This is a genomic window from Streptomyces sp. NBC_01320 (assembly GCF_035974375.1).
Classification (GTDB): Bacteria; Actinomycetota; Actinomycetes; order Streptomycetales; family Streptomycetaceae; genus Streptomyces; species Streptomyces yanii.
On the sequence record NZ_CP108391.1, the window covers coordinates 98,049 to 122,529 of the forward strand.

A 24,481-nucleotide genomic window follows, 5' to 3' on the forward strand; every position below is an offset into this window, starting at 1 on the left:
CGAGCCGGAAGCGGCAGATGGGCATACCCGTGAGCCAGGAACGCACCGGCGGGCGCGCCGGGCAAGCCGTGCTCCATCAGGCCGGCCAGGCGGGCGACCAATGGCACGAGCCAGCCATCGGTGTCCGTCGCGAGGATCTTGGGTACGTCGTCCGGTTCTCGGCCCTGGCCGAGCAGCTGCTCGACGAAGGCGGGGAGCGCTACGTCCACAAGGTTCCCTTCAGGTAGTCGGATCGAGGGGAGACCCATCGCCCAGCAACCGGGGGAGGGGAAGCTGCCCGGCGCCGGGAGCTTGGAGCCCGGCCCTCCCACCGAGCCCCTGAGGCGTCGGGGGGAGGGCCGGAAATTGGTCAGCCGGAGCGGCGGGCGCCCGCTCGGCGGCGGCGATGATCAAGGCGATGGCAGCTAGGAAAACTGCTACTTGGCACACGCGACGGAACACGGGCCCCTCCAGGACGTTCAGGCAATCGAGTCGAGCGTCGTGAGGTCGTCCAGGTCGACGACCGTGAAGTCCCTCAATGTGCGGACAAGTTGCGAGGCCAGGAACCACTTCAGGGCCGGGTCTCGGTACGGCACGGGCGTGTCGTCACCGGCCAGCGCGTTGATCCCCTGGGCGGTCCACTCGTACGGCGTCCCAATGACCCCGTAGAGGGGGGCGCTGCGCACCATCAGGGCGGTGTAGCCCCTCTGGAGGTGCGGGCACTGCTCAACTGCGACGCGCATGTGCGCCAGACAGACCGGGGGCTGCGCGGTAGGTTCCCCGGGCCGCGGATCGCCTTCGGCGGCGCTTGCCAGGAATGGGTATCCCTCCGCTGTTCTGGTGGGGCCCGCGCAGATCTGACAGTTGAGCAACGTCATCGTCTCGCGCTGCCTGGCGGGGTGGATCAGCCGCCACTGCGGCTGTCCGGACGGCAACCCGTCAAGACCGATCGACTGCGAGCACCGACCCCACAGCACACCCCGCGGATCGCGGTCCTCTCCGCTCTCGTCCCAGTAGCCCAGAGCGGAGAGGCCGGCGCCGTCGAAGGAAGCGCGCAGGGCAAGGTACGACTCGGGTTCCTCGCCCTCGCGGGCAGTGATGTACGGGACCAGGCGGCTCACAGTGCTCATTAGAGGACCATCCCTTCTGCAGCCCTCTTCGGTAGGGTTGTGACCTCTCGGTCCCGGTGGGTGCATGGCCAGTAGTGCGAGCCGTTCGACGGCCAGCATGAGTTCCGCCAGCCCCGCCGGACCGAGGCCGTCTGATCGGCTTCAGGGACACGCCCCGCAGAGGGCCGATTAATGAGCTCCCGGCAGACGACCTCACCCCCGGGCAGGTGCTCCGTCGAAGTCACAGGAGTACGACCTTCGTGTTCATCGGATGGGACTGGGCGACCGAAACCCATGACGTGACCGTCATGGACGACGCCGGAAAGCACGTGGACCGGTGGGAGTTCGCTCACACCGAGGAGGGATTCGCCAAAACTCTGGCCCGGCTGGGCAAGCAGGGTCTCCCGGCGGATCTGCCCGTGATGATCGAGACCAGCCGCGGGCTGGCCGTGGACCGGCTGTTGGCGGCCGGCCACCCGGTGGTGCCCGTGCACCCCAACGCCTTCCACGCGATGCGCCCGCGCTGGGGCGCCAGCAAGGCCAAGACCGACGCGGGCGACAGCATGAAGCTCGCCGATTACCTGCGCACCGACGGACACCTGCTGCCCCGCCTGGAGCCCACCGAGCAGGCCACCCTCGATCTGCAGGCCCTCACCCGGACCCGCGCCGACCACGTCGAGGCCCGTATCGCCGCGGTCAACCAGCTCGCCGCGCTGCTGGACATGCACTGGCCCGGTGGCAAGGCCGTGTTCGCCAACCTCGACAGCGACATCGCGATGGCGTTCCTTGAGCGATACCCCACCCCGGCCTCTGCCGCCAGGCTCACCGCCGGACGGCTGGAAGCCTGGTGCAAGCGCCACGGCTACTCCGGCAGGAAGCCCGGAGCTGTCCTGATCGAGCATCTGCGGGCGGCTCCGAAGGCGGCCTCCCGCATCAGCGAGGCAGTCGTCGAGCAGCTGATCAGGGTCCAGGTCCAGCTGGTGAAGGGCATACGCACGACCATCCGCACGCTGGACAAAGCCATCGCCGAGGCGGTCGAAACCCACCCTTACGCACCGCTGTTCGCGACGATGCCACGCATCGGCAGGGTCAGCCTCGGCCAGATCATCGGCGAGATCGGCCCGCTTCTGGAACGCGCCCGCACCAGCGAACAGCTCATCGCCGAGGCCGGTGTCGTTCCCGTGACCCGGGCATCGGGCAAGTCCCGCACGGTCGCTTTCCGCTTCGCGACCAACCGCAGAGCCCGCGTCGCCCTGACCGCCTTCGCCGACAACAGCCGGCACAGCAGCGACTGGGCCGCGAAAATCTACAACGACGCCCGCGCCCGCCAGAAACGACACCCCCACGCCATCCGCATCCTCGCCCGCGCCTGGCTGCGTGTCATGTGGGCCTGCTGGCGCGACGGAACCTGCTACGACCCCGCCATCCACCAAGCCAACGGCAAGATCAACACGACCGCCGACACGCCCTTGGCGGCATAGAGGTTGACTCAGGAAACTCATGCGGCTGCTCCCGTCAGCGCGGTGGGGCGGTGCGGGGCAATGATCTGGCCGTCGGGCAGCAGCTCACCGGTGTCGTCGAAGAGCACGACGCCGTTGCACAGCAGGGCCCAGCCCAGGACGTCGTCTTGTGCGACGGTCCTGGCCGCCTCGCGATCGGACGCGTCCCCGGTGGGGCAGGGGGGTTTGTGCTGGCACATGTGCGTCGCTTTTCCTCTCGGGCCGTGCTGTGGTGGGGGGTCCTCTTCGGCGGGATTTACGACACCGCGGGGGACCGGAATCGGACCGCCGAAGAGGGAGATTTGGGGCCGCCGCTCGGGGCGGCATCGGTGTGCAGGCCGATGAACTCGGCTATCGCCGGGTCGCTGTAGCCGTGGAAGCGTCCGCGTTCGACGTCGTCCCACCAGCGCGCCGGCTCTTGCTCGCCCCACTCCACGACGTGGCAGGTGTCCGGGTAGGGCGACCACTTCAAGCGCAGGTTCGGGAAGCCGGGGAGGTCCTGCAGTGCGTCGCGTACCGCCAGGCCGAAGCAGAGACAGGGGACGCAGTAGTAGCCGCCTCGGCGCTTGCCGCCGACCGGTACGGCGAGGAACGGCATCCGCAGGGTGCGTAGGGCGACGCTCTTCTCCAGAAGCCACGCGTCTGCGAGGCGCGTCTCGAAGTAGTCGTAGTCGTCCCTGGCGGGCATCTCGGTGACGACCACGGGCGGATGGTTGAGCGCGTTGGGGGCGCGCATCAGTCGGCGTCCTTGATCTGCCGAGTGGCAATCAGACGTTCGATCAGGTCCGATGTCACCCAGGACAGACGACGGGCGAGCCCGAGAGCCGGCCGATAGCCGCGGGGCATCTGTTCGTCCCGCAGGCTTCGCCCTCGGTCGATGAGCTGCAACGTCGCGGTATCCGCGGGGAACTTCGGGTCGGCTACGGCGATGGCACTGAGCTGCTTGAGCGTGCTGCGTAACCGTTCGGCGAGTTCATCGACTTCGTCCGCTCCTGGCGTCTGGTCCCCTTGGGCCATGTCCAGGTCATCGAAGACGGCCTCGACGACGAGAGGGTCCCAGGCACGTACCCGGTCCAGCAGGCGCACCAGAGCATCCGCGTCGAGCGGGGGAGTCCACTGCGGTTCTGCCGGCCTGCTCGCGCTCACCCCGTTCTCCAAGACCGGAGCGGTAAGGGGCATCACTTGCTCTCAGGGCCGGTGAGGGCGCACCAGGCGGGTGTCCTTGCGAGCAGGGTGCTCATGCCGGCACCGGTCCCGGCATCATGCGTGACAGCCTTGCCGCCAAGCTCGCAGAGGTGCCACGTGAGTGCACCGCCAAGCCGGCCAACTTCCCAGAGGCCGCGGCCTACCTCGCCGGAGGACGCTCGCTCAACGTCCCGGAACTTGGGAAGCGGATCGTGGACTTCGGCTTGGGCAGCACCGCCCGCAGCCTGGAGAGGGAGGCGACCGCGCGGACGAAGCTGGGCCGCTCCGGCAGCAGGTGGGTGACCAGGAACGACGCGGCCTTCTCGTCGGGGGGCGAACTGGGCGGCGATCTTGGCGAAGTAGGCGTCCAGCCGGGCGCATTCGAAGGATTCCATGGCAGTTCCCTCTCATTGGGAGTGCGGGCCGTGCATGGGGCGGCTGGTGGTTCAGGTGGTGCGGGCAAGGCCGAACAGCAGCCGGTCGGCGGCGAGGGTGGTGTCCAGGTAGGCGTCGACGCGGGCGGCGCCGGCGGACTGCGGCAGCGGGTCCAGGCTGAGCAGAAGGACCGCCTGGCCGCTGCTGGTGAGGAGATCGGTCCAGGTCGGGTGGGTCGGCAGCCGCAGACCGTAGCGGGCGCCGTGGAAACGCAGCAGCACCCGGTCGCCGATGACCTGCAGACGCCCGTGAAGGTCCGGGATACGCTCGCGGGCTCCGGCCAGCCCGCCGAGCGATTCGGCGATGTGGCGTATGCGGGCCTCGATCACCTCGGCGGTGTCGTGGCTGGTGCGGCCAGGTGGATGGGCGAGCAGGATGTGCGCAATGCTCTGACCGGCCGGATCGGTGCCGGGCCAGGTCCAGGCCCCCAGCGAGACCAGCAGGCCGGGACCGGGACTGGAGCCGATGGAAGCCAGAGCCGCAGGGCGGGTCAGCACGGCGTCCCCCCGGCCTTGAAACGGGACCAGACGATCTTGCCGAACGGCCGGCGGTCCTCGACGCCCCAGTCGTCGGAGAGCGCCTCGAGGAGCAGAAGGCCCCGCCCGGAGGTCTCCGTGTCGGCCGGGTGCCGGACCGCGGGGCGGCACCCCCGGCTGTCGTGTACTTCTAGGCGTACGAAGTCGTCGTCGGCTTCGATTTTGACCAGGAAGCCGTGCCCGGGATCGGTGCCGTGGGCGAGTGCGTTGGAGGCCAGCTCTGAGACGCAGAGCCGGATATCCTCGGCCCGGGCGGACAGCCCCCAGGAGGACAAGGTGGTCAGGGCGAAGTCGCGGGCTCGTCCGACCGATTCGGGCGTCGTGGCGAAGAACTGCTGCGTGGGGTCGGGCATGGTGAGCCTCACGTCTCGGCGTCCAGGGTGGGAGCGGGCCCCGGGCTTCGGCGCCTGGACGGGCTGCCGGGCGGGCTGGAAGGCCGGTGGCCGGCGAGGCGGGGCTCGTGGGTCCCACGGACCAGCAGCAGCCGGGCCCCGACCGCCTCCAGCTGCCTCTCCCGTTCGGCCGCTATCGCCTTCGGTCCCAGGTGGGAGGCGGCGGGCAGCACGACGCCGTAGGTGTCCGGCAGCGCGAGCACGTCCAACAGCCCGGTGAACGCCGCAGAGGCCGGGCCGCTGGTGGCCGTGCGGTCGGTGAAGACGCCCGACAGCAGCAGCTCGTGCTGACGGCAGTACTCGGCCAGCGATGCAGACAGGGCGATCTCCCGGGGAGAGGAGACGTTCACCAGCCGCAGGAAGCCGTAAACGACCGGGCCGTTGACGCCGCGAGGTTCCGTGAGGGGTTCCATGCTCGTGACCGTCCAAGAAGAGTCGGGGAGGGCGGGGGTGGGGGGCCTCGGCCTGCGGCTTCGACCCCTGCCATTGAGCGTGAAGCAGACTCAACAGTCGGGAAATGACCGGGTGTTGTACTTCCGTTGCACTTGCGTCCCCCGCCTTGCGCGCTCCGTGCTTCCATGACGTCCAGGAAAGGAGCGACGCGTGGCGACCGTGCACCACTGGAGTGGCCTGGAGGCGCATGCGCTGCGTCTCGCGCTGCGGATGAGCGTTCGCGCGTTCGCCGAACACCTCGGCGTCGCCGTCCGCACCGTCTCCAAGTGGGACAAGCTCGCCGCCGCCACCGAACCCCGCCCGGACACCCAGGCCATCCTCGACACCGCGCTCGCCCGCGCGGACGCCGCTGTCCATCTGCGGTTCGAGACGCTGCTGTCCGAGACCGGCAGGTCTCTCGCTCCCGGCCCCGGGCGGCGGGCCAACGCCAGCGGCCCGAGGATGTGGGACTACGAGTCCTGGACGGACGACCTGGAGCGGACTGTGGTCGCGCTCTCCCGCCAGAACTTCACCTTCGCCTCCAGCCTGTTGACCCGGTGGATCAACCGGTGGAGACCGCCGGGGCTGGACGACAAGGGCCTGTACTTGTTCGCCCGCTCCACCGCCCTGCTCGGCGACCTCCAGCGCGACCAGGGTGCCGTCCTTGGGCCGCTGTCGGCCCAGCACTCCTATGCTGGAGCCCGTTCGGTCTTCAACCAGCTCGATATCCCCCGCCGCGTCGCCCAGCTCGACCTGTCCCTCGCGGTGGTCGCGGAGATGTCCGGGAAGCTGGAGATCGCCGCCCGCAACTACGAAACCTTGGCCGTCGACGACCGGCTCTCTCGCCGCGACCGGGCCCGTGCCCGGCTGTGGGTGGGGACCGCGCTGAGCAAGGACGGCAACCACGACTACGCGGCCCGCGTCATGCAGGCGGCGACCCGCGAGTTCGAAGACCTGGCCGAGCCCGACGACTGGTCGGTGGCCCACCAAAAACTTGCCCTCGCCCATCGCGGCGCCGGTGACCTCACCGGGGCCCTGCACTTCATCGACATCGCCCGCAGCAGTGGGACGGCTGACTCACCGATGCAATGTGTGCGACTGGACACCGCCCACGGTCACATCCTGCTCTCCGACCGGGACACCCGCGATGATGGACTGGTCGTCCTCGACCAGGCCGCCAAGGTGGCCGCGCAGTACGGACTCGTGCACCAACTGCGCAGTATCGAGGGCATCAAGGCCATGAGCGAGGGGCTGACCGGGCCTCGGCAACGGTGACCAGGGAGAGAACGCGTGAGCGAAAACCAGCAGGCCCTCACCGAGGACCAGTGGCAGCAGGCAAAGCTGATCTGGGACTACCACCAGATGCACCACGAGCCCCGACCCGCCGACGCGGCGATCGGCCTGGGCAGCCACGACCTCGGGGTGGCGGCGTTCTCCGCCGAGCTGTATCGCGCCGGGCTCTTCCCTCACCTGGTCTTCACCGGCGGCAACAGCCCCACCACCGCCAAGGTGTTCCCGCGCGGGGAGGCCGTGCACTTCCGCGAGCACGCCATCGAACTCGGCGTCCCCGCCTCGGTGATCCTGCTGGAGCCTAACGCCGGGAACACCGGCCAGAACATCACGCTGTCGCGCGACGTGCTAGCCGCCGCCGGGATTACACCGAAGACCGTGCTGCTGGTGTCCAAGCCCTATATGGAGCGGCGATCCTTCGCCACCGCCCGCAAGCTGTGGCCCGAAGTCGAGATCGTCTGTGCCTCGGAGCCACTGGAGTTTGACGACTACCTCAAGACCATCGGTGACGAGAAACTCGTCCTGGACATGCTCGTCGGCGACCTCCAGCGGGTGATCGAGTATCCGAAGCTAGGCTTCGCCATCGCCCAGGACGTCCCGGAGGCCCTGCATGCCGCGTACGAATCTCTCCTTGCCGCCGGCTTCGACAGCCGTCTCCTCAAGCCTTAACCTGCCGCCGGCGGGCGGGCTGTGTGCGATCCACCAGCCCAACCTCTTCCCGCGGCTGACCACGCTGGCCAAGCTGTTCGCGGCGGACTACTGGATCGTCCTGGACGACGTGCAGTTCACCCGCCGCGACTACCAGCACCGCGCCCGCCTGGCGGCCCTCGGCGACCCACTCCAACAACAGTGGCTTTCCATCCCCACCCACCTCAGGGGCGTTTCAAAGTCCCGATGATCAGGTGAGTCTGCAGGTCATGGTGCTGCAGGGTGTCGAGGGCGACCCGTCACGGAAGCAACGAAACTCCGGTTGAACGGGGTGACCTTCCCAAGTCGCCCTGCTTCGCCGGAGTTTCGATGTGTCGTCAGTCTGCCACCGTCTGTCTGGTCAAGCCGCCCACCCTGGCGGGTGTCGCAGTGCTTCCGCTGGTGGAGCGGTTGCGGTTGCTGCCTGATCCCCGGCGCCGGCGCGGTGTGCGTCACCCGTTCGTGGCGGTGCTGCTGGTCGCTGCCTCGGCGGTGGTGGCAGGCGCCCGGTCGTACGCGGCGATCGGGCAGTGGTCCACCAGCGCCCCGCAGCACACGCTGGCCCGGTTGGGCGCCCGGACCGTAGGCGCGCTGGGCGTGCGCGTTCCGCCGAGCGCTGCCACGATCCGACGGGTCCTCGGCCGTGTCTGCCCGGGCGGCCTGGCCGACCTGACCGGCGCCGATCCCGCAGGCGCACAGTCGGTGGCCGTGGACGGCAAGGCCGCCCGCGGGTCGCGTCACGACCAGAGCCCGGCCGCCCATCTCCTGGCCGCGATGACCGACCAGGGGCGGACCGTCACCCAGCTGCGGGTGCCCGACAAGACCAACGAGATCACCTGCTTCGCCGCCCTGCTGGAGCCCTACGACCTGACCGGGGTCACCGTCACGGCCGATGCTCTGCACACCCAGCGCGCCCACGCGCGCTTCCTGGTCGAGGAGAAGAACGCGCACTACCTGCTGGTGGTCAAGGCCAACCAGCCCGGTCTGCACCGACAGGTGCGGTCACTGCCGTGGAAGGACGTCACCGCACGCCGCTACGACCGCGAGAGGGGCCACGGACGCAAGGAGACCCGCGTCACCAGGGTCCTCACGGTCACCGACCTCGGACTCGACTTCCCCCACGCCGTCCAGGCCGTGCGGATCCTGCGCCACCGCACCGACCTCAAGACCGGCGCGTGCACCCGCCAGACCGTCTACGCGATCACCGACCTGACCTCGCATCAAGCCTCGCCCCAACGCCTGGGCCAACTCGCCAGGTCGCAGTGGACCATCGAGAACCGGCTGCACTTCGTCCGCGACACCACCTTCCGCGAGGACGCCTCGAAGGTTCGGACCGGCCACGGGCCCGACAACATGGCGAGCCTGCGGAACTTGGCGATCAACACGCTCCGCGACGCCGGGCACAGCAACATCGCCGCCGGTCTCCGCCACGCTTCCTACGAACCGTTCACCCGCCCACTCGACCTCTTGGGCATCGCCTGACCGGCGCACTCACAAGATCAAGAGACTTTGCAGCGCCCCTGGGTTGCCGGGGTGCTGGAGGCCAAGGCCGAGCCGGTCTTTCATCCCGACTCCTACGGTTACCGTCCTGGGCGGTCGGCGATTGATGCTGTGGGCCGGTGCCGGGAGCGCTGCTGGAAGGCGGACTGGGTCATCGACCTGGATATCCGCGCACGCCGTTCACGGCGGTGCTGGAGGCGCTTGAGGCAGTCGGAGGGGGGTGGTAGTGGGGATCGGCGGGACAACACAACCCGCCGGGAGCGAAGGGTCCCTGTTTCATCGATGCGATTCGCGAACAGGGAGGGATCCGGATGAGTGCCGTATCGGCTGGATCCATCGGCCGGGAGGAAGGCGCCGCGGGACCGGGTGGCCGTCCTTGGGACAAGGTCCGGGCCTTGCAGCGGACGCTCTGCCGGCTGTGCCGAGCAAGAACCCGAACGCCGGTTTCATGCCCTGTATGGCCATGTCCACCGCATGGACGTTCTTCGGCGGGCGTGGGCCGGTGTGTGCGAACCGGGGAACTTCACTCCCGGCGTCGACGGGATGACCGTCGACGCGGTGGCGGCCTCGGGGGGGGGTGCCCCTATCTGTTTCGTCAAGCCTGGCGGGGCTGGTTCGTAGGGGTTGGTCCTGGTTTTCGGGAACGTCCCGCGAAGCGGGATGTTCCCGGCGGATCGGGTGCCTGGTGGGCAGCTCGGTGGCCGGCAGGACGGGGGTGGCCGTGCCGGCGTGCGGACGTGAGGAGGGCTGAAGGGCAGACGGATGGGGTGTCAGGCTGCGAGGTCGACGTCGCTCGGAGTGCGTGGTTCGTAGAGGGCGCCGGTGCGGATCATCGCGTGGATGACGTTCACGCGTTGCCGGGCCAGGCGGAGGACCGCCTGGGTGTGGGTCTTGCCGCGTGCGCGCTGGCGGTCGTAGTAGATCCGGGAGGACGGGTCGCTCTTGCAGCCGATCGCGGCGAACGCGGCCTGGAACAAGGCACGTTTGAGGAGCCGGTTGCCGCGGTGGGGTGCGTGCTCACCGCGGATGGAGGTGCCCGAGGACTTCGTGGCGGGGGCGAGTCCGGCATAGGAGGCGAGGTGTCCGGCGGTGGGGAAGCCGGTGCCGTCACCGATCGCGACGATCACCGCGGCCGTGGTCCTGACGCCCAGACCGGGCAGCGACGTCAGGAGATGGAAAAGAGGGAGGGCCTCCAGCAGGACGGCGATCTCCTGCTCGGTGGCCTGACGCTGGGTATGGGCGGCGGCGAGCTGGGCGGCCAGGCCCGGCACGATCAGCGCGGACGCCTCGGTGCCGGGAACAACCAGGGTCTGCTCGGCAAGCGCGTCGTAGATCTCGGTGGTGAGGTGGTGGGCCTTGCGCGAGCCGTGTGCCTTCAGCAGAGCCTCGCACCGCGTGCGGCCGAGCTTCTTCAGCCTGGCCGGCGAGCCGTGCCTGGCCAGGAGGGCCAGGACGTAGGGGTAGGCCAGGCGCGGGCCGAGCACGCGCTCGAGGGAAGGATGAATCTGGGAGAGCAGACCGCGCAGCCGGTTGGTGGTGCGGTTGACCTCGCCGGCCAGGTCGTTGTCGTAGCCGGTGAGCATCGTCAGCTCCGCCAGCACCTCGTCGTCGCGGTCCACCGCGCGCAGGGTGTGCGGCATGGACCGGGCGGTCTCGGCGATCACGAACGCGTCGCGGGCATCGGTCTTGGCCTCGCCCGGGTGAAGGTCGGCTGCCCGCCGCATCGACAACCCGGGCAGGTAGGCGACCCGGCAGCCCGCCGCGCGGGCCACCGTCAACGGCAACGCGCCGATGTTGGCGACCTGGTCCACGATCACCAGTACGGTGCCGAACTTCGCCACCAGTTTGGTGAACAGCTCCAGCAGCTTCGGCTCGGTGTTGGGCAGCCGTTTGTCGTGCACGGTTCTGCCGTCCGCGGTCCGGCCGTGGGCGTGGTGGAACTCCTTGCCCAGGTCCAGACCGAGGAAGAGATCTGTCGCGGTCGTGTCGACCATGTGCGCGTGCCCCTCGCCTCTCGTCGCCTCAACTCCCAGCCGTCCCTGCGGCACCACACGCCGGCAACCACGTTACGCAGACATCCCCACCCGCAAAGCGGTCCGGCATTGCGCCGGACCAGGCGGTCGTCAGGCCCCTCATCAGCGGTCAAGCGGTGCCCCGAAGCCCGGCGGCAACACCCCCCAGGTCATCGACTTCGACAGGGGGCACACAGCCATACCGGACCCGGGGGCCAGGCACCCCATTGCGGGGCCACGAAAACGGTAACGGGGACGCGTTCCCCAGGACCTGGCGCAGAGACTGCGGACGTATACGTATCGTCCGTCGGTGCCGCGGCGGGTGCGACGATGGCTCTGCCGTAGTAGTCGTGGCCGTGGCGGGTCAGCTTGCCGCGTGGGAGCCGCTTGTGCATGGTGCGGGTTTGACGTTCATGCCGGGCTGGGCTGCTGCGGTGTCAACGAGTCTGCTCATATGTTCAGGATGCTGCTTTCCGTGCGTGGCGTGCTCTGCCGAGGCGGATCGCCAAGCAGATGGTGTCCTCGTCGGGGGTGGTGATGTTGCCCAGTTGTCCAGCCAGGCCAGTGAGGGCTTGCAGGATCTCGGTGAGTGCGGGGTCGGCTCGGTCGATGAGTCGGCCGGCCGGTTTGAGGTTCTCGAGGTCCAGGGGGCCGTTATGTGTGTCGGGGTCCAAGAGGTGACCGGGAGTGTTCTCGTACATGTCGATCTCCTGTGAGGTCCGTGGCGGGACTGACAACGGGGCTACGGCCGCCAGTCGTCGCGGTAGCCAGGGTGGTCGGCATAGGGCAGGGCGAGCATCTTGATCACGACGGCTCCGGCACCCTCGACGAGGAGGTACTCCTGACGGCGTTCCGTCTCAGCGAAGCGGCGCAGCTTCTCGTAGTGGCCGATGGCGGCCCTCTTGGCTTCGACCACGGCCAGGACGCGGGCCGGGTCATGGCGGACGATGTGCAGCGCGTCGGCCGTCGACTCGAATACCGAAGCCTCACCGCCCCAGCATCCACCACAGAGCACCGCAGACTGGTCGGCCCCGTAGACCAGTTTGGCGTAGTCCCCGTTGTCGACCGACCAGGGACCCTCGGAAGCAGTGCCCGACATCTTTTCGTCTTCGTCGAGGCGATCGCGGAGGAACTTCATCAGGTCGTCCACGGGGGTCATCCTCTCGTCAGTGGCTGCGGAGCGGGGCGGTCACGGCCTCTGTATGGGTGGGGTTCCTTCGGGGGAATGGTGGCCCCGCCTCCGGGTGCCTTTTCAGAGGCGGGGCCACCTCGGGCCGCGGGACTGGGGCGCGGCATAAACGTATGCGTGCCCCAACGGCCCGGCCTCGTCTCCGGTCGGGGCCACCGTCAGTTCGTCCTCGATGGGGAGAGGACGAACTGATTCAGGCGGGCGACGGGAGGAAGTTAGCCACCCTTTTTCCTGCCGTCCCCACGGAGTCAGGAGCCTTCACGCTTATTACGGCGGCTGCCTGTGCCGGGTTCAGGCTGTGAGGCTTGATTCCGGTGCCTTGGTGCCGGATTGAGACCGTGGCAGCCCTGAAGCGCTGTCAGTGGCTGAGGGGCGGGTAGTGAGGCAGGGACGGTCGCGACTTCGGTCTGGCCAGAGGCTGCCCTCTCTGTAATAGGGCGGCCCTGCCTCTGCGAGACGTGTCAGAGGCAGGGCCGCCAGGGGCCACCACCGAGTGGCCGCTGGCCTCGGCGGGGAGCGCGAGGACAACTGCAGTCCGACCTATACGTAGGGAGGGTGAACTCAGGCGGGCGGCCGGTGAGATTCGGCCGCTTTCCTGTCGCCGCCCAAGGTCACAGGGCCTACATCGCCTAACCTCGCCGTTTCGGTTGGGCTGAAGCGGCGTTGCCGATCACCAGCTGTGGGGCGGCCGAGGTGAATTTGTTGCCTGGGCATGGCGGAGTCCCGGCGCGGTGGTCGGGTTCTCCGGGGTCCTTCGGTCGTGGGTGGGTGGGGGCGGCTGGTCAGCCAACTGGTCGGGGCAGTGCGGCGAGGCGGTGGAAGGCCGTGACCAGTTCGTGTCTCCAGGGCCAGGTCGCCGATATCCGCAGGCGGAGGCAGCGTCCGCCGCGGGTGATGCGGGCGGCGACGTGCAGCAGTCGGTAGCGGAGTTTCTTGGGTTCGGCAGCGGCGAGTTCGCCGTCCAGCAGGAGGACGCGGGCCCAGGCGAGGAGATCGATTGCCGCGAGGCTGAGTTCGAGCCAGGTGGCGTTGATGGTGAAGTGGCGGGAGGGGAAGCGGCCGAAGCCGGTGCTCTTACCGCACCGGATGTGATCTTCGACGGTGGCGTGTCCGCGGTGGCGGACCTCCAGGAACTGCGCGGAGCCGCCGCTGGAGTAAGGGGTATCGGTAAGGAATACATCCGCGCGGTGATCACCCGGGAATAGCCGGACACCATCACCAGCACCGGCGGGCGCCCGGTCTGCCCGAAACCCAGCGGGATGTCCACCGGCGGGAACCACAGATCGCACTGGGGCAGCTCGCCGGGCTGATACGCCGTCCGCGAGACCGGGTCCGCCGGCAGATACACGGCCGCAGTTCCCGCACCCGCCGCTTCAGCACCGACAACGACCGTTCCCAGCCGATCCGCTCGGCGATCACCGTGGCGGGCATCCGCGGGTACTCCGCCAGCAGTTCGCGGATCGCCGGCTCCACAGCGTCCACGATCGAGCTCTTCGGCGCCCGCCGGTACTTCGGCGGATCGTCGCTGGCCACAGCCCGCCGCACGGTGTTCCGGGCAATCCCCAGATGCCGCGCGATCCCCTTGATCGACATTCCCTCCGCACGGTGGAGCCGCCGGATCTCAGCCCAGTCCTCCACACCGATCACCTCTTCCACCTGACTCCCATGGAGCCAGACTGATCACTCGATCACGGAAGGGGTCACTTTTCATCGACCGATAGGGGGTCACGGTTCACGGAACGGCGACAGTTTGAGCCGCGGACGCGAGCACAGGTAGGCCAGATCGTTGCTCGCTCCGTGGCCTCGGCCAGCGCGTCACCTCGCAGTGAGTACGCCCTCGCAATCGTCGAGCGCAACAGTGACGACCTGATCGGGTTCGGCCGCATAGCCACCGATCCCCACCAGCCCCGCGGCGCTACCTTCGGCTTCGCGCTGCAGTCCAAAGTCCGGGGATACGGATACGGAGTCGAGTCGGTGCGCCTCCTCCTCGGGCTCGGATTCGAGGACCTGCACCTTCACCGTATTTGGGGAGCACGATCGCCTCTCAACGAGGCGTCGGCGAGGACCATGGTTAAGGCAGGCATGTCGGAGGAGGGCATCTTCCGGCAGCACATCGAGAAAGCCGGTAAGTGGCGCGACTCGGTGGTTCACGCGATGCTCGAGGACGAGTGGGCTTCAGCAGCCTAGCCACTCCAGCGCCTCGGCCTCTCTCACAGCCCCATACGCAACGACCGCAGCCGCTCAGCGATGCCGTACGAGTCCACGCGAAGGGCGCGGATGTCGTTGATCAGGGCGCGCCATGGCTCGTACGTGATGTCGAGGGGTTCGCCGGAAGCCTGCAGGTAGGCGATGGCTACGCCGTAGCCGTAGGCCTCGTTGCGGGCGGGAAGCGGGCGCAGCAGTACGCACTCCTCCAGGAACACGGCGGCCCGCCAGAAGGCATCCGGGTCCGCCTGATCCAGGCGCGGGGTGTTCACCCGGTGCCGGGCCGCCATGCCGACGAGTACGGACAGATCATTTACGGTGAGGTCGGTGCGGAGGATGTCTTCCTGGCGGGCCAGGAGCCATCGGTAGTCGACGAGCAGTTCCACAGGTTCAGGCCGCCTGCGGGGTCTCGTGCGCGGCCGGTGCCGGGAGTCCGCCGAAGTCGGCGTCGAAACGGTCCAGGATGCCGGGCTCGCCGATGACGCGGCGGAACGCGGCCGTGGCGGTGTCGAGCAGCTTCTCGTGTTCCTTCTCCGCGGCCACCTTGGCGAGGTAGTCCTTCATGGACATGCCCGCCCCGTCGGCCAGGGCCTTGAGCCTGTCCCTGGTGGTGTCATCGATCTTGACGCTGGTGTCTGCCATGGTTCGAGTATGCCGCCAGGCATACCGCCCTGGCTACTATTACCGTAATGTGCTCCTGGCCTGCGCTTATTCGGTCGCGTCGAGACTTTCAGTGAGTCCTGCGGCAGCGTCGTAGGCAGGCATGGGTCGTGGAGTGCTTGATCGAGCGCGGACCGACCTTCTTCTGAGATAGGCCCGCCCGCTCTGCGACCGAGCGGATCGCGCCCTGCTGGGAAGGCTCGTCGAGCTTGCCGCCGGTGGCGGCGGCGAGGGTGTATCCCTCAGTACGGTCGCCGACCAAGGTCATGATGGCGTCATTCACCAACGACGGGACCGCTCTCTCCCCAGTCGCCGCCCTTGACCTGAACCTCCAGGATGTGGTGGCCGGTGCCGTATCCGAGACGTTCAATCCGTGCGCTCAGTGCGGTTTCGATGCGCAGGCACATCCCGTAGAGCATGAGCAGAAGGGGGTAGAGCTGGTGGGAGGTGCGCCGCGGACGCGGACGGTGCGCATCAGCTCCTGGGTCTGCTCCTCTGTGAACCCTTCGGTACGGGGGAACAACGGGTCGATGACCGGGTAGAGCGCCGCCTCAAACGGGTTGGAATCCAGTTCCTCCTTGGACGGGGCCTTCGTCTTGAGCACGAAGTCGTAGAAGGACGAGCACGAGGGGAGCACGTTGTACCGGGTGGCGTCGCCGCGCGGCGGGCCCTCGGGAACGCGCTGGCCGCCGTGCCAGGTCAGGTCAGGTGGAGAGTGAAGGCGTCGGCGAGCAGGAAGCGCACGCGGAACGGGTGTACGCCGTGGTCACGGGCGTAAGCCTCCAGCTGCTTGAAGTTCTGCGCGTACGTCTTCGCGGTGCCGGCCAAACGCCACCGCGCCTCTGCCGGGGCCAGCTGCACACAAATACCGGCGCGCTGCGCGTGGCGCTCTAGTGTGTGTTCGAGTAACGAGGAACGGCCCGGCTGGAGCTGGAACGACTCACGATGGATCAGATCCATGAGGTGAATTGCGCCCTGCGCGGTGCGCGGCCAATCAAAGACCGGTCGCTCGGTATGTTCATCGGGGATGGTGTTCTGCTGTCCGAGTCAACCGAGTTGTGGGCGTGCGCACCACAGTGTCGATGAATCGATATTCCTATGGTCCCAGCCGGGCAACGGCACTGGATTCATCAGTCTCGGTGAACATTCGGAGGCCTATTCCCTGCCAGTGCAACTGGATTGTGCCGAAATAGCGCCTGTGGGCTGAATGCGAACTGTATGAACGGGCTGTGTTGTTGGCGAAACTTTGCGTAACCTACAGATCAGACCGGAAGGTTGGCTTCTGAGGAGCGCAGTCGGTCCACGCTCGCTCCCAAGATGACAGGCAGGTCGGGAGACGTCGTGGCATATGCACGGGGAGGCGCAGTGACGCTGTCAGCACGAACGGACCACACCGGGCTTCGCGACCGAAATCACATCAGGTCGGCAGCCCTGCTTTTCGCAGCCTGCGCACTCACAGCGGTGTCCGCGTGCAGCTCCGGCGATTCCTCGACGAGCAAAGCTCCGAAGGAAACACCCACCCCGGCAGCGAGGCAGTCAAGCAAGCCGGCCGACCCCACCGACACAGCCAAGAACGAAGCCATCGATACCTACAAGCAGTACTGGCACGAAATGCAGCGCTCATACGCGCAGGCCAGCACTGATGGCACCGATCTCAGCAAGTACGCGGCCGGCGTGGCACTTGTCCGGGTTGAGCAGGACACAAAAGACCTCAAGAAGGCCAGCCAGGTGTTCACTGGGAACGTGACGGTAGGCAGCCCGACCGTGACCCGTCTCGACACCGACCGCAAGGTACCCAACGCCACCATCTCCAGCTGCCTCGACGTCTCGAACTGGGACCTCTTAGACCAGAAGACGAAGAAGAAGGCGGTCATGCCCACCGACCGCCTGACCAAGTACGTCAACATCAGCACCATTGAACGCTGGCCCGACGGCTGGAAGGTCATCAAAGACGAGCCCCAGGCGGGGAAGCCGTGCTGATTCGGCGCCGCCCTCTCGTGGTCGCTGCTCTGCTGCCGATGGTCCTCGTCGGTACGGGGACGGCACTCGCTGCCGATGGGCAGGGCACCGGCGTGGACAGCTGCAGGAACCAGTTCGTTTGCGTCAGCGCCAATGACTCGGGAAGACCTGGCAACTCCCACGGATCGTGGCCAGCGGGCGGCAAGACCGGCAGACACACCGGCGGGAAAGCGAAACCGCTCCAGTGCACACCACCGAAGAAACTGGACCCGCAACCCCCAGCAGCCAGCGAACTGTGGGACGGACATGACCCTGCAGACGGCGGTGCCGTCTACGTACGCAAGTGCCGCTACTTCATGGCCGACGGGTCATCCACCCTGATCACTGAGTCGGTTTACGGAGGGTCGGGCGGCGCGCCCCCCGCCCCGGCCGTCGATCCTGCAGTCCTGGCGCAACAGGCCGTAGACAAGATGCTGCTGAAAGGCCCTCGGATTGGCATCACCCCCAAGCCCGGCGGCAAGGGAGTCGTCGGCATGCCGGTCTACATGTGGACGGGGAAAGGCGCCGAAACGTACGGGCCGAACACGGCCTCAGCCACCGCTGGCGCCGTCACGGTCACGGCCACCGCAAAGGTCAGCAAGATCGTGTGGTCGATGGGCGACGGGAAGACCGTCACCTGCACCACCGCCGGCACCCCCTACTCGGCGGAGTACGGCAAGAATCCGTCCCCGGACTGCGGCTACCGCTACACCCAGCCCTCCTCCACGCAGGAGTCCGGGAAGTACCACGTCACCGCGACGTCGACCTGGACGATCGACTGGGCCGGCGGCGGCCAGACCGGCCAGCTCACCGAGATCCGCACCAGCGCCGTGGACATCGCCGTCGCCGAGGTCCAGGTCCTCAACTAGCTCACCCCGTGCACGAACTCGATAGGCACACCAACCGCATGGAATCCCCCGCCGCGCCTTCGGTGCCGTGCCCGGCTGCCCCGGTCCGCCCCGAGGTGCCCATCACCACCACCGCCCCGATCAAGCGGGAGCGCCGCTGGTCGGTGGCCGCGCTGTGCATCGTCCTGGCCGCAGTTGCCGGTCTCGGCGCCGCCGCGGCAGTCACCTCCGCCAGCGACCGCACCCAGGTCCTGGCCATCGCCCGGGACGTTCCCGCCGGACAGGCACTGACCGACTCCGACCTGGCCATAGCCGAGATCTCGGCCGACGCCGCGCTCTACCCAGTGCCCGCCTCCGCCAAGTCCTCCATGGTCGGCAAGCGCCCCGCCGTCGACCTGCGCAAGGGCGGACTGCTCACCACCTCCCAGCTGGCCGGGGGCACCGGCCTGGGCGACGACAAGCAGCAGGTCGGCGCGCAGGTCAAGCGCGGCCAGGCCCCGGCCGGCACCCTCGCCCCCGGCGACAAGGTCCTCGCCGTCACCACACCCGTCCAGGGCGAGCAGACCAGCGGCAAGGACACCGACGCACCACCCTCGACCCTCAACGCCGTCGTCGTGAACGTCTCGCGCCCGGACGCCTCCGGCACCGTCGTCGTCAACCTGGCCGTCGCGCAGACGGACGGGCCGCTGCTCGCCGCCCGCGCCGCACAGGGCCGCATCTCGCTCGTCCGTGAACCGCGAGGCCAGTGACCATGCCCGTCACCGCACTCGTCTCCGCCAAGTCATCCGGCGTCACCACCGCCGCCCTCGCCCTGGCCCTTGCCTCGAAACGCCCCTCGCTCCTGGCCGAATGCGACCCGGCCGGCGGGACCATAAGGGCCGGATTCCTGGAGGGCCAGGTCGGCGCGGGCTTCGGTCTCTACTACCTCGCCGCGGCAGAACGGACCGGATCCAACGCCCTCGCCCAGGCCTTCGCGAATCACCTGTGGGGCATGGACCAGGCCGGGCACCGCAAGCTGCTGCCCGGCCTGACCGACCCGGCCCAGGCCGCCGCCCTCGTCAGGACCTGGCCCGCCCTGTCGGAGGTCATGCACGTCCTGGCCGACGAAGCCGGATACGACGTCTTCATCGACGCCGGCCGCCTCGTCCTGGAATCCGGGCACCTGCACACCACACTCACCCCGGCCCCGTTGCTCCACCAGGCTGACCTGGTCCTGATGGCCGTACGCGGCACGGAACAGTCCCTCACCCTGGCTCGGCATCTGATCGACCCAGTGCGGACCGAGCTGGCCGAGCGCGGCTCCGGCCCCGACGCGCTGGGCCTGCTGCTGATCGAGGGCGGCCCCTACCGCGCTCACCAAGTCTCCGAAGCACTCAAGACGCCCGTGCTGGCCGCACTGCCCTGGGACCCGGACACCGCCGACTACTTCACCAATGGCGGTCGCCCGCCCCGCGGATATGGACGCAGCCCGCTGCTGCGGCACGCGCGTACCGCCGGCGAGCAGCTCGAGGCGGCCTCATCACGCAGGCGGATCCAACAGCAGTACCCGCCCCGACCGGCGAACCTCCAACTGGCTGGCGTGCTGCAGCGCCTGACGGAGAGAGGAGGACCGCGTGGCTGACACTCACCAGCGCCCCGGCAGGAACGGCGCCCCGGCAGCGATGGGCCGCGAAGACATCGCCGGCCTCCTCGCCGGACGGCTCAGCCAGCGCTACCCGGCCGAACCGGCCCAGTCACCGGCTGCAGCAGTACCGCCGCCGGCCTCGGCCACGGCAGCCGCCGTCCCACGACTGGCCGGTCTGCCCGGCGAGCTGCCGGTTGGATGGGACGTCATCGAGGACCTGCAAGCTCTCGTGTCCAAGCAGCTCAGCGCCGACGACCCCGACAAGCTCCTCGATGAGACCGACCGCAGAGCCCTGGCGAAGTCCCTGGTACGCAACGCCGTGGCTGACTGGGCGACCAAGCACGCCCAGGGCAACACTCCGCTCACCTCCGTGCAGGAGAACGCGATCGGCACCGCGGTCTTCGACTCCATGTACCGGGGAGGGCGCCTGCAGTTCCTGCTCGACCAGGACGGTGTCGAGGACGTCATGGTTGACGGCCTGCGTGCTCATGTCGAGTACCACGACAGGCCGCGCCGCACTATCGGCTGCGTCGCCGACAGTCATGAAGAGCTGATTACATGGGTCAACCGGATGGCGAGGTTGTCCGGCGACGGTGAGCGGGCCCTGACTCAGGCCACTCCCATGGTTGGTTTCCGCATGCCTGACGGCTCCCGCGTGACCGCTTCCTTGCTCACGACCCGCCCGTCGGTCGTCATCCGAAAGCACCGCATCCGCCAGCACGGCATCGCCGAGCTCGTCCAGTGGGGTTCCATCAACCCCCTCCTGGAAGCGTTTCTCACTGCCTGCGTCCACGCCAAGATGAACATCCTCGTCGTGGGCGATATGGGCGCCGGGAAGACCTCCCTGCTGCGCGCGCTCGGCCGGGAAATCCCGCCCGCCGAGCGACTGGTCACACTGGAAACGGACCGCGAGCTCTACCTGGACGAACCAGGCCCCAAGCCCGGCCCCATCACCTACGCCTTCGAAGCCCGCCAGTCCAACGGTGAACGCCACGGCGACAAACTGGCCGGCGAGGTCACCATCTCCGACATGTTCGCCACCGCGCTGCGCTACAACGCGACCCGCATCATCGTCGGTGAAGTCCGCTCCACGGAGATCGTGCCGATGCTGCAGGCGATGTCCGCGGGCGGTTCCGGATCCATGTGCACCCTCCACGTCCGCCGGCCGCATGCGATCGTCTCGCGCCTGGTCCAGCTGTGCACCGAGGCCGGCATGGCGACCGAAGCCGCCCACCACCTCATCGCCTCCTCCATCGACGTCGTCGTCTACCTCACCTACCTGGACGAGACAGCGATCGGCGGCAAGAAGCACCGCTTCGTCTCGAACATCTACGAGATCCACGACGTCGTCGGCGAGGGCGGCCGCCCCACCACGACCGAGCTGTTCGCCCCGCACGGCACCGAAGCTCGGGCGGTGTACAAGAACATGCCGACCTTCATCGACGAGCTGGAACGCACCGGCAAGTTCGCCCGGCAGTGGCTGACCGACAACCCCCACGGCTGGTGGGGACCGGCCCTGCAGACAGTGGGCACGCGATGACCACATCCCAACTGGCCTTGGTCGCGGCCTGCTGCGCCGTCCTCGCCCTGCTGGCGATCGTCGCCGCTGTCCGCGAGTTCCGCGGCCGCGTACCCGACCCCGTCAAACCCACCTCCCGCATGGCCGACCGGATCCAGCGCGCCAAGTCCGACCTGCCGGAGAAATGGCAGAACCGCTGGCGGCACCTGGTCACCACGGCCGCCATCGTCACCCTGATGGTGTGGGCCTGGACCGGCTGGCCCGTCCACGGCCTCCTCGCCGGAGCCGCCGTGCTCGGGCTGCCGTTCATCCTCAACCCGGGCACCGCCGCGGTGCACCGCATCGAACGCCTCGAAGCACTGGGCCAGTGGCTCAACCATCTCGCCGGCGTCCACACTGCGGGGATCAGCCTGCCGCAGACCATCCTCGCCTCGGCGAAGAACGCCCCGGGTCCGATCGCCCCGAACGTACGAGGGCTCGCGGACCGCCTGAGGTCCGGGATGGGCTCCCACGACGCGTTCGCCCTGGTCGCTGACGAACTCGCCGACGGGGTCTCCGACCACGTCGTGCTGCTCTTCCAGAGCCACGCCGTCTACAAAGGCCCCGGTCTCTCCCACGCCCTGGAAGCGCTCACGGTCACAATCCACCAGCAGGCCGCCGACGCCCGCGACATCGAAGCCGACCGCGCCAAGGTCCGCAAAAGCTCGCGCATGGTCTCGGTGGTCATCTCCATCGTCGTCGTCGGCTGCATGCTCAACGAAGGCTGGTCGGGCTGGTACCAGTCCCCGGCCGGACAGATCGTCCTGGCCGTGCTCGGCATCATGTTCGCCTGGACCCTGACCTGGCTGCGCCGCATCGCCCGCACCAAGCCCGACCCGCGACTCCTGGACCCGCTGCCCCCGACCCACCTCACCACCGGAGGGGCCGCATGATCCCCATGCAAGCCGTCCTGCCTGCCGCGGCCGCCGGCGCCCTGATCGGCCTGGCCGTGCGCGCAGCGCTGCCCGCACGACGCGACCTCACCTCCGCCCTGGACCGCCTGGACGCCTCCAAGACCCGGCCCTTCCTGCCCTCCGCTGCCGCCGTCCCGACCGGATCACTGGCCGAACAGCTCGGAAGCCGGCTGCTCACCGAGCTCGGCGGCTGGCTGACCCTGCCGCTCAAAGATCTGGAACTCCTGCGCATCAGCCCCGCCCAGCACCTGGGCAAGCGCGCCCTGTTCGCGCTGTACGGGCTACTGTTGCCGCAGCTGATGCAGGCCCTGCTCGCCCTGGCCGGTGCGGCGTTCCCCTTTACAGTGCCGGCCTTCGTCTCGTTGGTCCTGGCCGCCCTGTTCTGGGTCCTGCCGGGCCGGGAGGTCACCCGTTCCGCGGCAGCCGCACGCCTTGTCGTCCGCCACGCGGCAGCCTCCTACCTGGAGCGCGTCGCGCTGGCGAGGATCGCGAACTCGGGTGCTGCCCAGTCCCTGACCCAGACCGCAGAAGTAGGCGACGGCTGGATCTTCGTCAGGATGCGGCAAGTCTTCCACCAGGCCGACCTCGCCGGCATCACGGTCTGGGACGCACTCAAGCAGCTCGGCGAAGAGCTCGACATCCCCGAACTCACCCGCCCCGCCGACACCCTGGCCCTGGCCGGTGACGGCGCAGCCGTCTACGCCACCCTGCAGGCGCAGGCACGACAGCTACGGATCGCGATGCTGTCCGACGCGAAAGCATCAGCCAACGAGGCGTCAGCGGCGATGGTCCTGCCCGTCACGTTCGGCGTCGTCCTCATGCTCGTCTTCGTCATGATCCCCCTCACCTTCACCATTCTCGTCAGCTGACCCGAAGGAGAAGACCGATGAACATCGAAGCACTCACCCTGCTGCTCAAGGCCCACTGGGGACGCCTGAAGACGGCCAGAGAAGAAGGCCAGGGCACCACCGAGGTCGCCGTGATCACCGCCGTCGTCATCGTCGTGGCCGCCGGCGTCGCCCTGGCCATCAAGACGAAGGTCGCCGAGAAGGTCGGCATCATCAGCGGCGGCTGAAACAAGACCAGAACGGCGAGGGGAGGGCAGTGGTGTGAGAACCCAGGTGCGCAACCGTCGGCGAGCATTCGCCTGGCGGCGCGAGGACCGTGGCTTCGCCAGCGTCGAGTTCGCGGTCCTGGCCTTGGTGGTGCTCGGCCTGGTCTTCACCTGCATTCAGGTCGGCCTGTACTTCCACGCCCGCAAGGTCGCCCAGTCCGCCGCACGCCAAGGAGCCGAGGCAGGCCGGGCCTTCGGCTCCCGCGAGGGTGACGATGTCGCCCAGGCCCAGGCCTTCCTCGACCGCTTCGGCGACAGCGTCCGCGGCGCAAGCGTGTCCTCAGCAGGCAGTACCGCCCAGGAGATCCGGATCACCGTACGCGGTAGCGTCGCAACCCTCGTCCCTGGACTGGAACTGCACATCACCCAGCACGCCGACGCCCCCATCGAACGCTGGACGAACCCATGACCGCCCGCACACACCGGCAGCGAGCGGCGCGCGCCCTGCGCCGCGACCGGGGCAGCTACGCCGTGGAGACCGCCGTCCTCGCACCCGCGATGATCGCCCTGCTCCTCCTGATGATCGCGTTCGGCCGAGTCATCGACGCCGACGGCGCCGTGGACTCCGCCGCCCGCGCCGCTGCCCGCGCCGCCTCCCTGGAACGCGACGCTGGCAGCGCCCAGACCAAGGCGCAGGCCGCGGCCGACCGCAGCCTCGAAGGCGAGGGCATCACCTGCCAGACGTCCAGCGTCGTCGTCGACACCGCGGGCTATTCCCTCGATATCGGAGCGGACGCCAACGTGACGGCGACGATCGCCTGCACAGCGGACCTGTCCGACATCGGATTGCCCGGCCTGCCCGGCAGTAAGACGCTCCGGGCTTCGTGGATCAGCCCCATCGACACCTACCGGGGGCGCCAGTGATCCGGCAACTCCGACGCCTTGTCTGTCGACGCACCCCAGACCAAGAGCGCGACCGGGGCTCGATGTCCATCTTCTTCGCCTTGTCCGCCCTCGCCATCCTCATGGTGATGGGACTGCTCGTCGACGGGGGAGGAGCTCTCAACGCCGGCAACCGGGCCACCTCGCTCGCCCAGGAAGCAGCCCGTACCGCGGGCCAGCAACTCGACCCCGCGCAGGCCATCGAAGGCACCGCCATCACCATCGACCCGGACGCCGCTGTCGGCGCCGCCCAGGACTACCTCGCAGCCGTGAACGTCCAAGGAGACGTGCAGATCACCAACGGCGGACAGACCCTCACCGTCACCGTGCGCGACACCTACACCACGCGCTTCGCCACCTTCGTCGGCATGTCAACGATCAACGTGACCGGCACCGCACAAGCACATCTGCAGACCCAAGCTGGAGGCTGAGC

31 protein-coding genes and 5 pseudogenes are annotated in these 24,481 nt (G+C 68.5%); 19 read left to right on the forward strand and 17 right to left on the reverse strand.

What is annotated here, in order from left to right; all coding sequences use genetic code 11:
* The first annotated feature begins 17 nt into the window (after positions 1 to 17).
* A complete protein-coding gene (locus OG395_RS55870) occupies positions 18 to 227 on the forward strand; it encodes a hypothetical protein (RefSeq protein ID WP_327249867.1) in 210 nt (69 codons plus the stop codon).
* 231 nt (positions 228 to 458) lie between these two features.
* On the opposite strand, the gene OG395_RS55875 is transcribed toward OG395_RS55870, so the two are convergent.
* A complete protein-coding gene (locus OG395_RS55875) occupies positions 459 to 1,109 on the reverse strand; it encodes a hypothetical protein (RefSeq protein WP_327249868.1) in 651 nt (216 codons plus the stop codon).
* A 239-nt stretch (positions 1,110 to 1,348) separates the two neighbouring features.
* Between OG395_RS55875 and OG395_RS55880 the strand changes: the two genes are divergently transcribed.
* Positions 1,349 to 2,569 carry an IS110 family transposase gene (locus OG395_RS55880; RefSeq protein ID WP_327249869.1) on the forward strand — a complete coding sequence of 407 codons (1,221 nt, stop codon included), beginning with the start codon at positions 1,349 to 1,351 and terminating at the stop codon, positions 2,567 to 2,569.
* A 17-nt stretch (positions 2,570 to 2,586) separates the two neighbouring features.
* Here OG395_RS55880 and OG395_RS55885 read toward each other — a convergent pair whose 3' ends face one another.
* The 6 genes from OG395_RS55885 to OG395_RS55910 all read right to left on the reverse strand — a co-directional run bounded on the left by OG395_RS55885 (position 2,587) and on the right by OG395_RS55910 (position 5,548).
* The gene (locus tag OG395_RS55885; protein WP_327249870.1) at positions 2,587 to 2,787 is read right to left on the reverse strand and encodes a DUF5999 family protein; all 201 of its coding nucleotides are present in this window, start codon (positions 2,785 to 2,787) and stop codon (positions 2,587 to 2,589) included.
* Positions 2,788 to 2,843: 56 nt separating this feature from the next.
* Positions 2,844 to 3,323: a DUF6302 family protein gene (locus tag OG395_RS55890; RefSeq protein WP_327249871.1), complete on the reverse strand. Its 480-nt coding sequence runs from the start codon at positions 3,321 to 3,323 to the stop codon at positions 2,844 to 2,846.
* Entirely contained in the window at positions 3,323 to 3,733 is a 411-nt protein-coding gene (locus tag OG395_RS55895; RefSeq protein ID WP_327249872.1) for a DUF6415 family natural product biosynthesis protein, read from the reverse strand. Before OG395_RS55895 ends, OG395_RS55890 begins: the two co-directional genes overlap by 1 nt.
* A 485-nt stretch (positions 3,734 to 4,218) precedes the next feature.
* A complete protein-coding gene (locus OG395_RS55900; protein WP_327249873.1) occupies positions 4,219 to 4,704 on the reverse strand; it encodes a hypothetical protein in 486 nt (161 codons plus the stop codon).
* Entirely contained in the window at positions 4,698 to 5,096 is a 399-nt protein-coding gene (locus tag OG395_RS55905; RefSeq protein ID WP_327249874.1) for an ATP-binding protein, read from the reverse strand. Before OG395_RS55905 ends, OG395_RS55900 begins: the two co-directional genes overlap by 7 nt.
* An 8-nt stretch (positions 5,097 to 5,104) precedes the next feature.
* Positions 5,105 to 5,548, reverse strand: coding sequence for a hypothetical protein (locus OG395_RS55910; RefSeq protein ID WP_327249875.1), 444 nt, complete (start codon positions 5,546 to 5,548; stop codon positions 5,105 to 5,107).
* Between the two features lie 190 nt (positions 5,549 to 5,738).
* On the opposite strand from OG395_RS55910, the gene OG395_RS55915 reads away from it, so the two are divergent.
* The 5 genes and pseudogenes from OG395_RS55915 to OG395_RS55935 form a co-directional block, all read left to right on the forward strand.
* On the forward strand, positions 5,739 to 6,842 hold the full coding sequence (locus OG395_RS55915; RefSeq protein WP_327249876.1) for a helix-turn-helix domain-containing protein: 1,104 nt from the start codon (positions 5,739 to 5,741) through the stop codon (positions 6,840 to 6,842).
* Positions 6,843 to 6,857: 15 nt separating this feature from the next.
* A complete protein-coding gene (locus OG395_RS55920) occupies positions 6,858 to 7,526 on the forward strand; it encodes a YdcF family protein (protein WP_327249877.1) in 669 nt (222 codons plus the stop codon).
* A gap of 19 nt (positions 7,527 to 7,545) precedes the next feature.
* Positions 7,546 to 7,731, forward strand: a pseudogene (locus OG395_RS55925) (WbqC family protein); the annotation flags it as partial.
* Positions 7,732 to 7,874: 143 nt separating this feature from the next.
* Positions 7,875 to 9,026 carry an ISAs1 family transposase gene (locus OG395_RS55930; protein WP_327241110.1) on the forward strand — a complete coding sequence of 384 codons (1,152 nt, stop codon included), beginning with the start codon at positions 7,875 to 7,877 and terminating at the stop codon, positions 9,024 to 9,026.
* A 27-nt stretch (positions 9,027 to 9,053) separates the two neighbouring features.
* Positions 9,054 to 9,215 (forward strand): annotated as a pseudogene (locus OG395_RS55935) (group II intron reverse transcriptase/maturase); the annotation flags it as partial.
* Positions 9,216 to 9,814: 599 nt separating this feature from the next.
* Here OG395_RS55935 and OG395_RS55940 read toward each other — a convergent pair.
* The 5 genes and pseudogenes from OG395_RS55940 to OG395_RS55960 all read right to left on the reverse strand — a co-directional run.
* Complete coding sequence (locus OG395_RS55940; RefSeq protein WP_327249878.1) at positions 9,815 to 11,038, reverse strand: IS110 family transposase; 1,224 nt, start codon at positions 11,036 to 11,038, stop codon at positions 9,815 to 9,817.
* Between the two features lie 476 nt (positions 11,039 to 11,514).
* Positions 11,515 to 11,757: a hypothetical protein gene (locus tag OG395_RS55945; protein ID WP_327249879.1), complete on the reverse strand. Its 243-nt coding sequence runs from the start codon at positions 11,755 to 11,757 to the stop codon at positions 11,515 to 11,517.
* A gap of 41 nt (positions 11,758 to 11,798) precedes the next feature.
* Entirely contained in the window at positions 11,799 to 12,206 is a 408-nt protein-coding gene (locus OG395_RS55950; RefSeq protein WP_327249880.1) for a DUF6221 family protein, read from the reverse strand.
* An 821-nt stretch (positions 12,207 to 13,027) separates the two neighbouring features.
* A pseudogene (locus OG395_RS55955) lies at positions 13,028 to 13,417 on the reverse strand (transposase); the annotation flags it as partial.
* A 5-nt stretch (positions 13,418 to 13,422) separates the two neighbouring features.
* A pseudogene (locus OG395_RS55960) lies at positions 13,423 to 13,892 on the reverse strand (helix-turn-helix domain-containing protein); the annotation flags it as partial.
* Positions 13,893 to 14,003: 111 nt separating this feature from the next.
* Between OG395_RS55960 and OG395_RS55965 the strand changes: the two are divergent.
* Positions 14,004 to 14,432: pseudogene (locus OG395_RS55965) on the forward strand (GNAT family N-acetyltransferase); the annotation flags it as partial.
* Between the two features lie 23 nt (positions 14,433 to 14,455).
* Here OG395_RS55965 and OG395_RS55970 read toward each other — a convergent pair.
* From OG395_RS55970 to OG395_RS55990, 5 genes are all read right to left on the reverse strand, one after another.
* Positions 14,456 to 14,836: a toxin Doc gene (locus OG395_RS55970; RefSeq protein ID WP_327249881.1), complete on the reverse strand. Its 381-nt coding sequence runs from the start codon at positions 14,834 to 14,836 to the stop codon at positions 14,456 to 14,458.
* A gap of 4 nt (positions 14,837 to 14,840) precedes the next feature.
* Positions 14,841 to 15,092 carry an antitoxin MazE7 gene (locus tag OG395_RS55975; protein ID WP_327249882.1) on the reverse strand — a complete coding sequence of 84 codons (252 nt, stop codon included), beginning with the start codon at positions 15,090 to 15,092 and terminating at the stop codon, positions 14,841 to 14,843.
* An 88-nt stretch (positions 15,093 to 15,180) separates the two neighbouring features.
* Positions 15,181 to 15,378: a hypothetical protein gene (locus OG395_RS55980; protein WP_327249883.1), complete on the reverse strand. Its 198-nt coding sequence runs from the start codon at positions 15,376 to 15,378 to the stop codon at positions 15,181 to 15,183.
* 7 nt (positions 15,379 to 15,385) lie between these two features.
* Positions 15,386 to 15,517 carry a hypothetical protein gene (locus OG395_RS55985; protein ID WP_327249884.1) on the reverse strand — a complete coding sequence of 44 codons (132 nt, stop codon included), beginning with the start codon at positions 15,515 to 15,517 and terminating at the stop codon, positions 15,386 to 15,388.
* A gap of 292 nt (positions 15,518 to 15,809) precedes the next feature.
* Positions 15,810 to 16,070 carry a hypothetical protein gene (locus tag OG395_RS55990; protein ID WP_327249885.1) on the reverse strand — a complete coding sequence of 87 codons (261 nt, stop codon included), beginning with the start codon at positions 16,068 to 16,070 and terminating at the stop codon, positions 15,810 to 15,812.
* Between the two features lie 405 nt (positions 16,071 to 16,475).
* Here OG395_RS55990 and OG395_RS55995 point away from each other — a divergent pair, with 405 nt between their 5' ends.
* The 11 genes from OG395_RS55995 (at position 16,476) to OG395_RS56045 (ending at position 24,479) form a co-directional block, all read left to right on the forward strand.
* Positions 16,476 to 17,090, forward strand: coding sequence for a hypothetical protein (locus OG395_RS55995; RefSeq protein ID WP_327249886.1), 615 nt, complete (start codon positions 16,476 to 16,478; stop codon positions 17,088 to 17,090).
* Positions 17,084 to 17,977: an ATP/GTP-binding protein gene (locus tag OG395_RS56000; RefSeq protein WP_327249887.1), complete on the forward strand. Its 894-nt coding sequence runs from the start codon at positions 17,084 to 17,086 to the stop codon at positions 17,975 to 17,977. Before OG395_RS55995 ends, OG395_RS56000 begins: the two co-directional genes overlap by 7 nt.
* A 38-nt stretch (positions 17,978 to 18,015) precedes the next feature.
* Positions 18,016 to 18,705, forward strand: a complete 690-nt coding sequence (locus OG395_RS56005) for an SAF domain-containing protein (protein ID WP_327249888.1) — start codon at positions 18,016 to 18,018, stop codon at positions 18,703 to 18,705.
* Positions 18,706 to 18,707: 2 nt separating this feature from the next.
* A complete protein-coding gene (locus OG395_RS56010) occupies positions 18,708 to 19,577 on the forward strand; it encodes a hypothetical protein (protein ID WP_327249889.1) in 870 nt (289 codons plus the stop codon).
* The gene (locus OG395_RS56015) at positions 19,570 to 21,120 is read left to right on the forward strand and encodes a CpaF family protein (RefSeq protein ID WP_327249890.1); all 1,551 of its coding nucleotides are present in this window, start codon (positions 19,570 to 19,572) and stop codon (positions 21,118 to 21,120) included. Before OG395_RS56010 ends, OG395_RS56015 begins: the two co-directional genes overlap by 8 nt.
* Complete coding sequence (locus OG395_RS56020) at positions 21,117 to 22,031, forward strand: type II secretion system F family protein (protein WP_327249891.1); 915 nt, start codon at positions 21,117 to 21,119, stop codon at positions 22,029 to 22,031. Before OG395_RS56015 ends, OG395_RS56020 begins: the two co-directional genes overlap by 4 nt.
* Positions 22,028 to 22,921: a type II secretion system F family protein gene (locus tag OG395_RS56025; protein WP_327249892.1), complete on the forward strand. Its 894-nt coding sequence runs from the start codon at positions 22,028 to 22,030 to the stop codon at positions 22,919 to 22,921. The genes OG395_RS56020 and OG395_RS56025 overlap by 4 nt, the downstream gene beginning before the upstream one ends.
* A 17-nt stretch (positions 22,922 to 22,938) precedes the next feature.
* Positions 22,939 to 23,127 (forward strand): hypothetical protein, encoded by a 189-nt coding sequence (locus OG395_RS56030; RefSeq protein WP_327249893.1) that lies wholly within the window; start codon positions 22,939 to 22,941, stop codon positions 23,125 to 23,127.
* 34 nt (positions 23,128 to 23,161) lie between these two features.
* Positions 23,162 to 23,575 (forward strand): TadE/TadG family type IV pilus assembly protein, encoded by a 414-nt coding sequence (locus OG395_RS56035; RefSeq protein WP_327249894.1) that lies wholly within the window; start codon positions 23,162 to 23,164, stop codon positions 23,573 to 23,575.
* Positions 23,572 to 24,030 carry a TadE family protein gene (locus OG395_RS56040; protein WP_327249895.1) on the forward strand — a complete coding sequence of 153 codons (459 nt, stop codon included), beginning with the start codon at positions 23,572 to 23,574 and terminating at the stop codon, positions 24,028 to 24,030. The genes OG395_RS56035 and OG395_RS56040 overlap by 4 nt, the downstream gene beginning before the upstream one ends.
* Positions 24,031 to 24,092: 62 nt before the next feature.
* Positions 24,093 to 24,479, forward strand: coding sequence for a pilus assembly protein TadG-related protein (locus tag OG395_RS56045; RefSeq protein ID WP_327249896.1), 387 nt, complete (start codon positions 24,093 to 24,095; stop codon positions 24,477 to 24,479).
* The last annotated feature ends 2 nt before the right edge of the window (positions 24,480 to 24,481 follow it).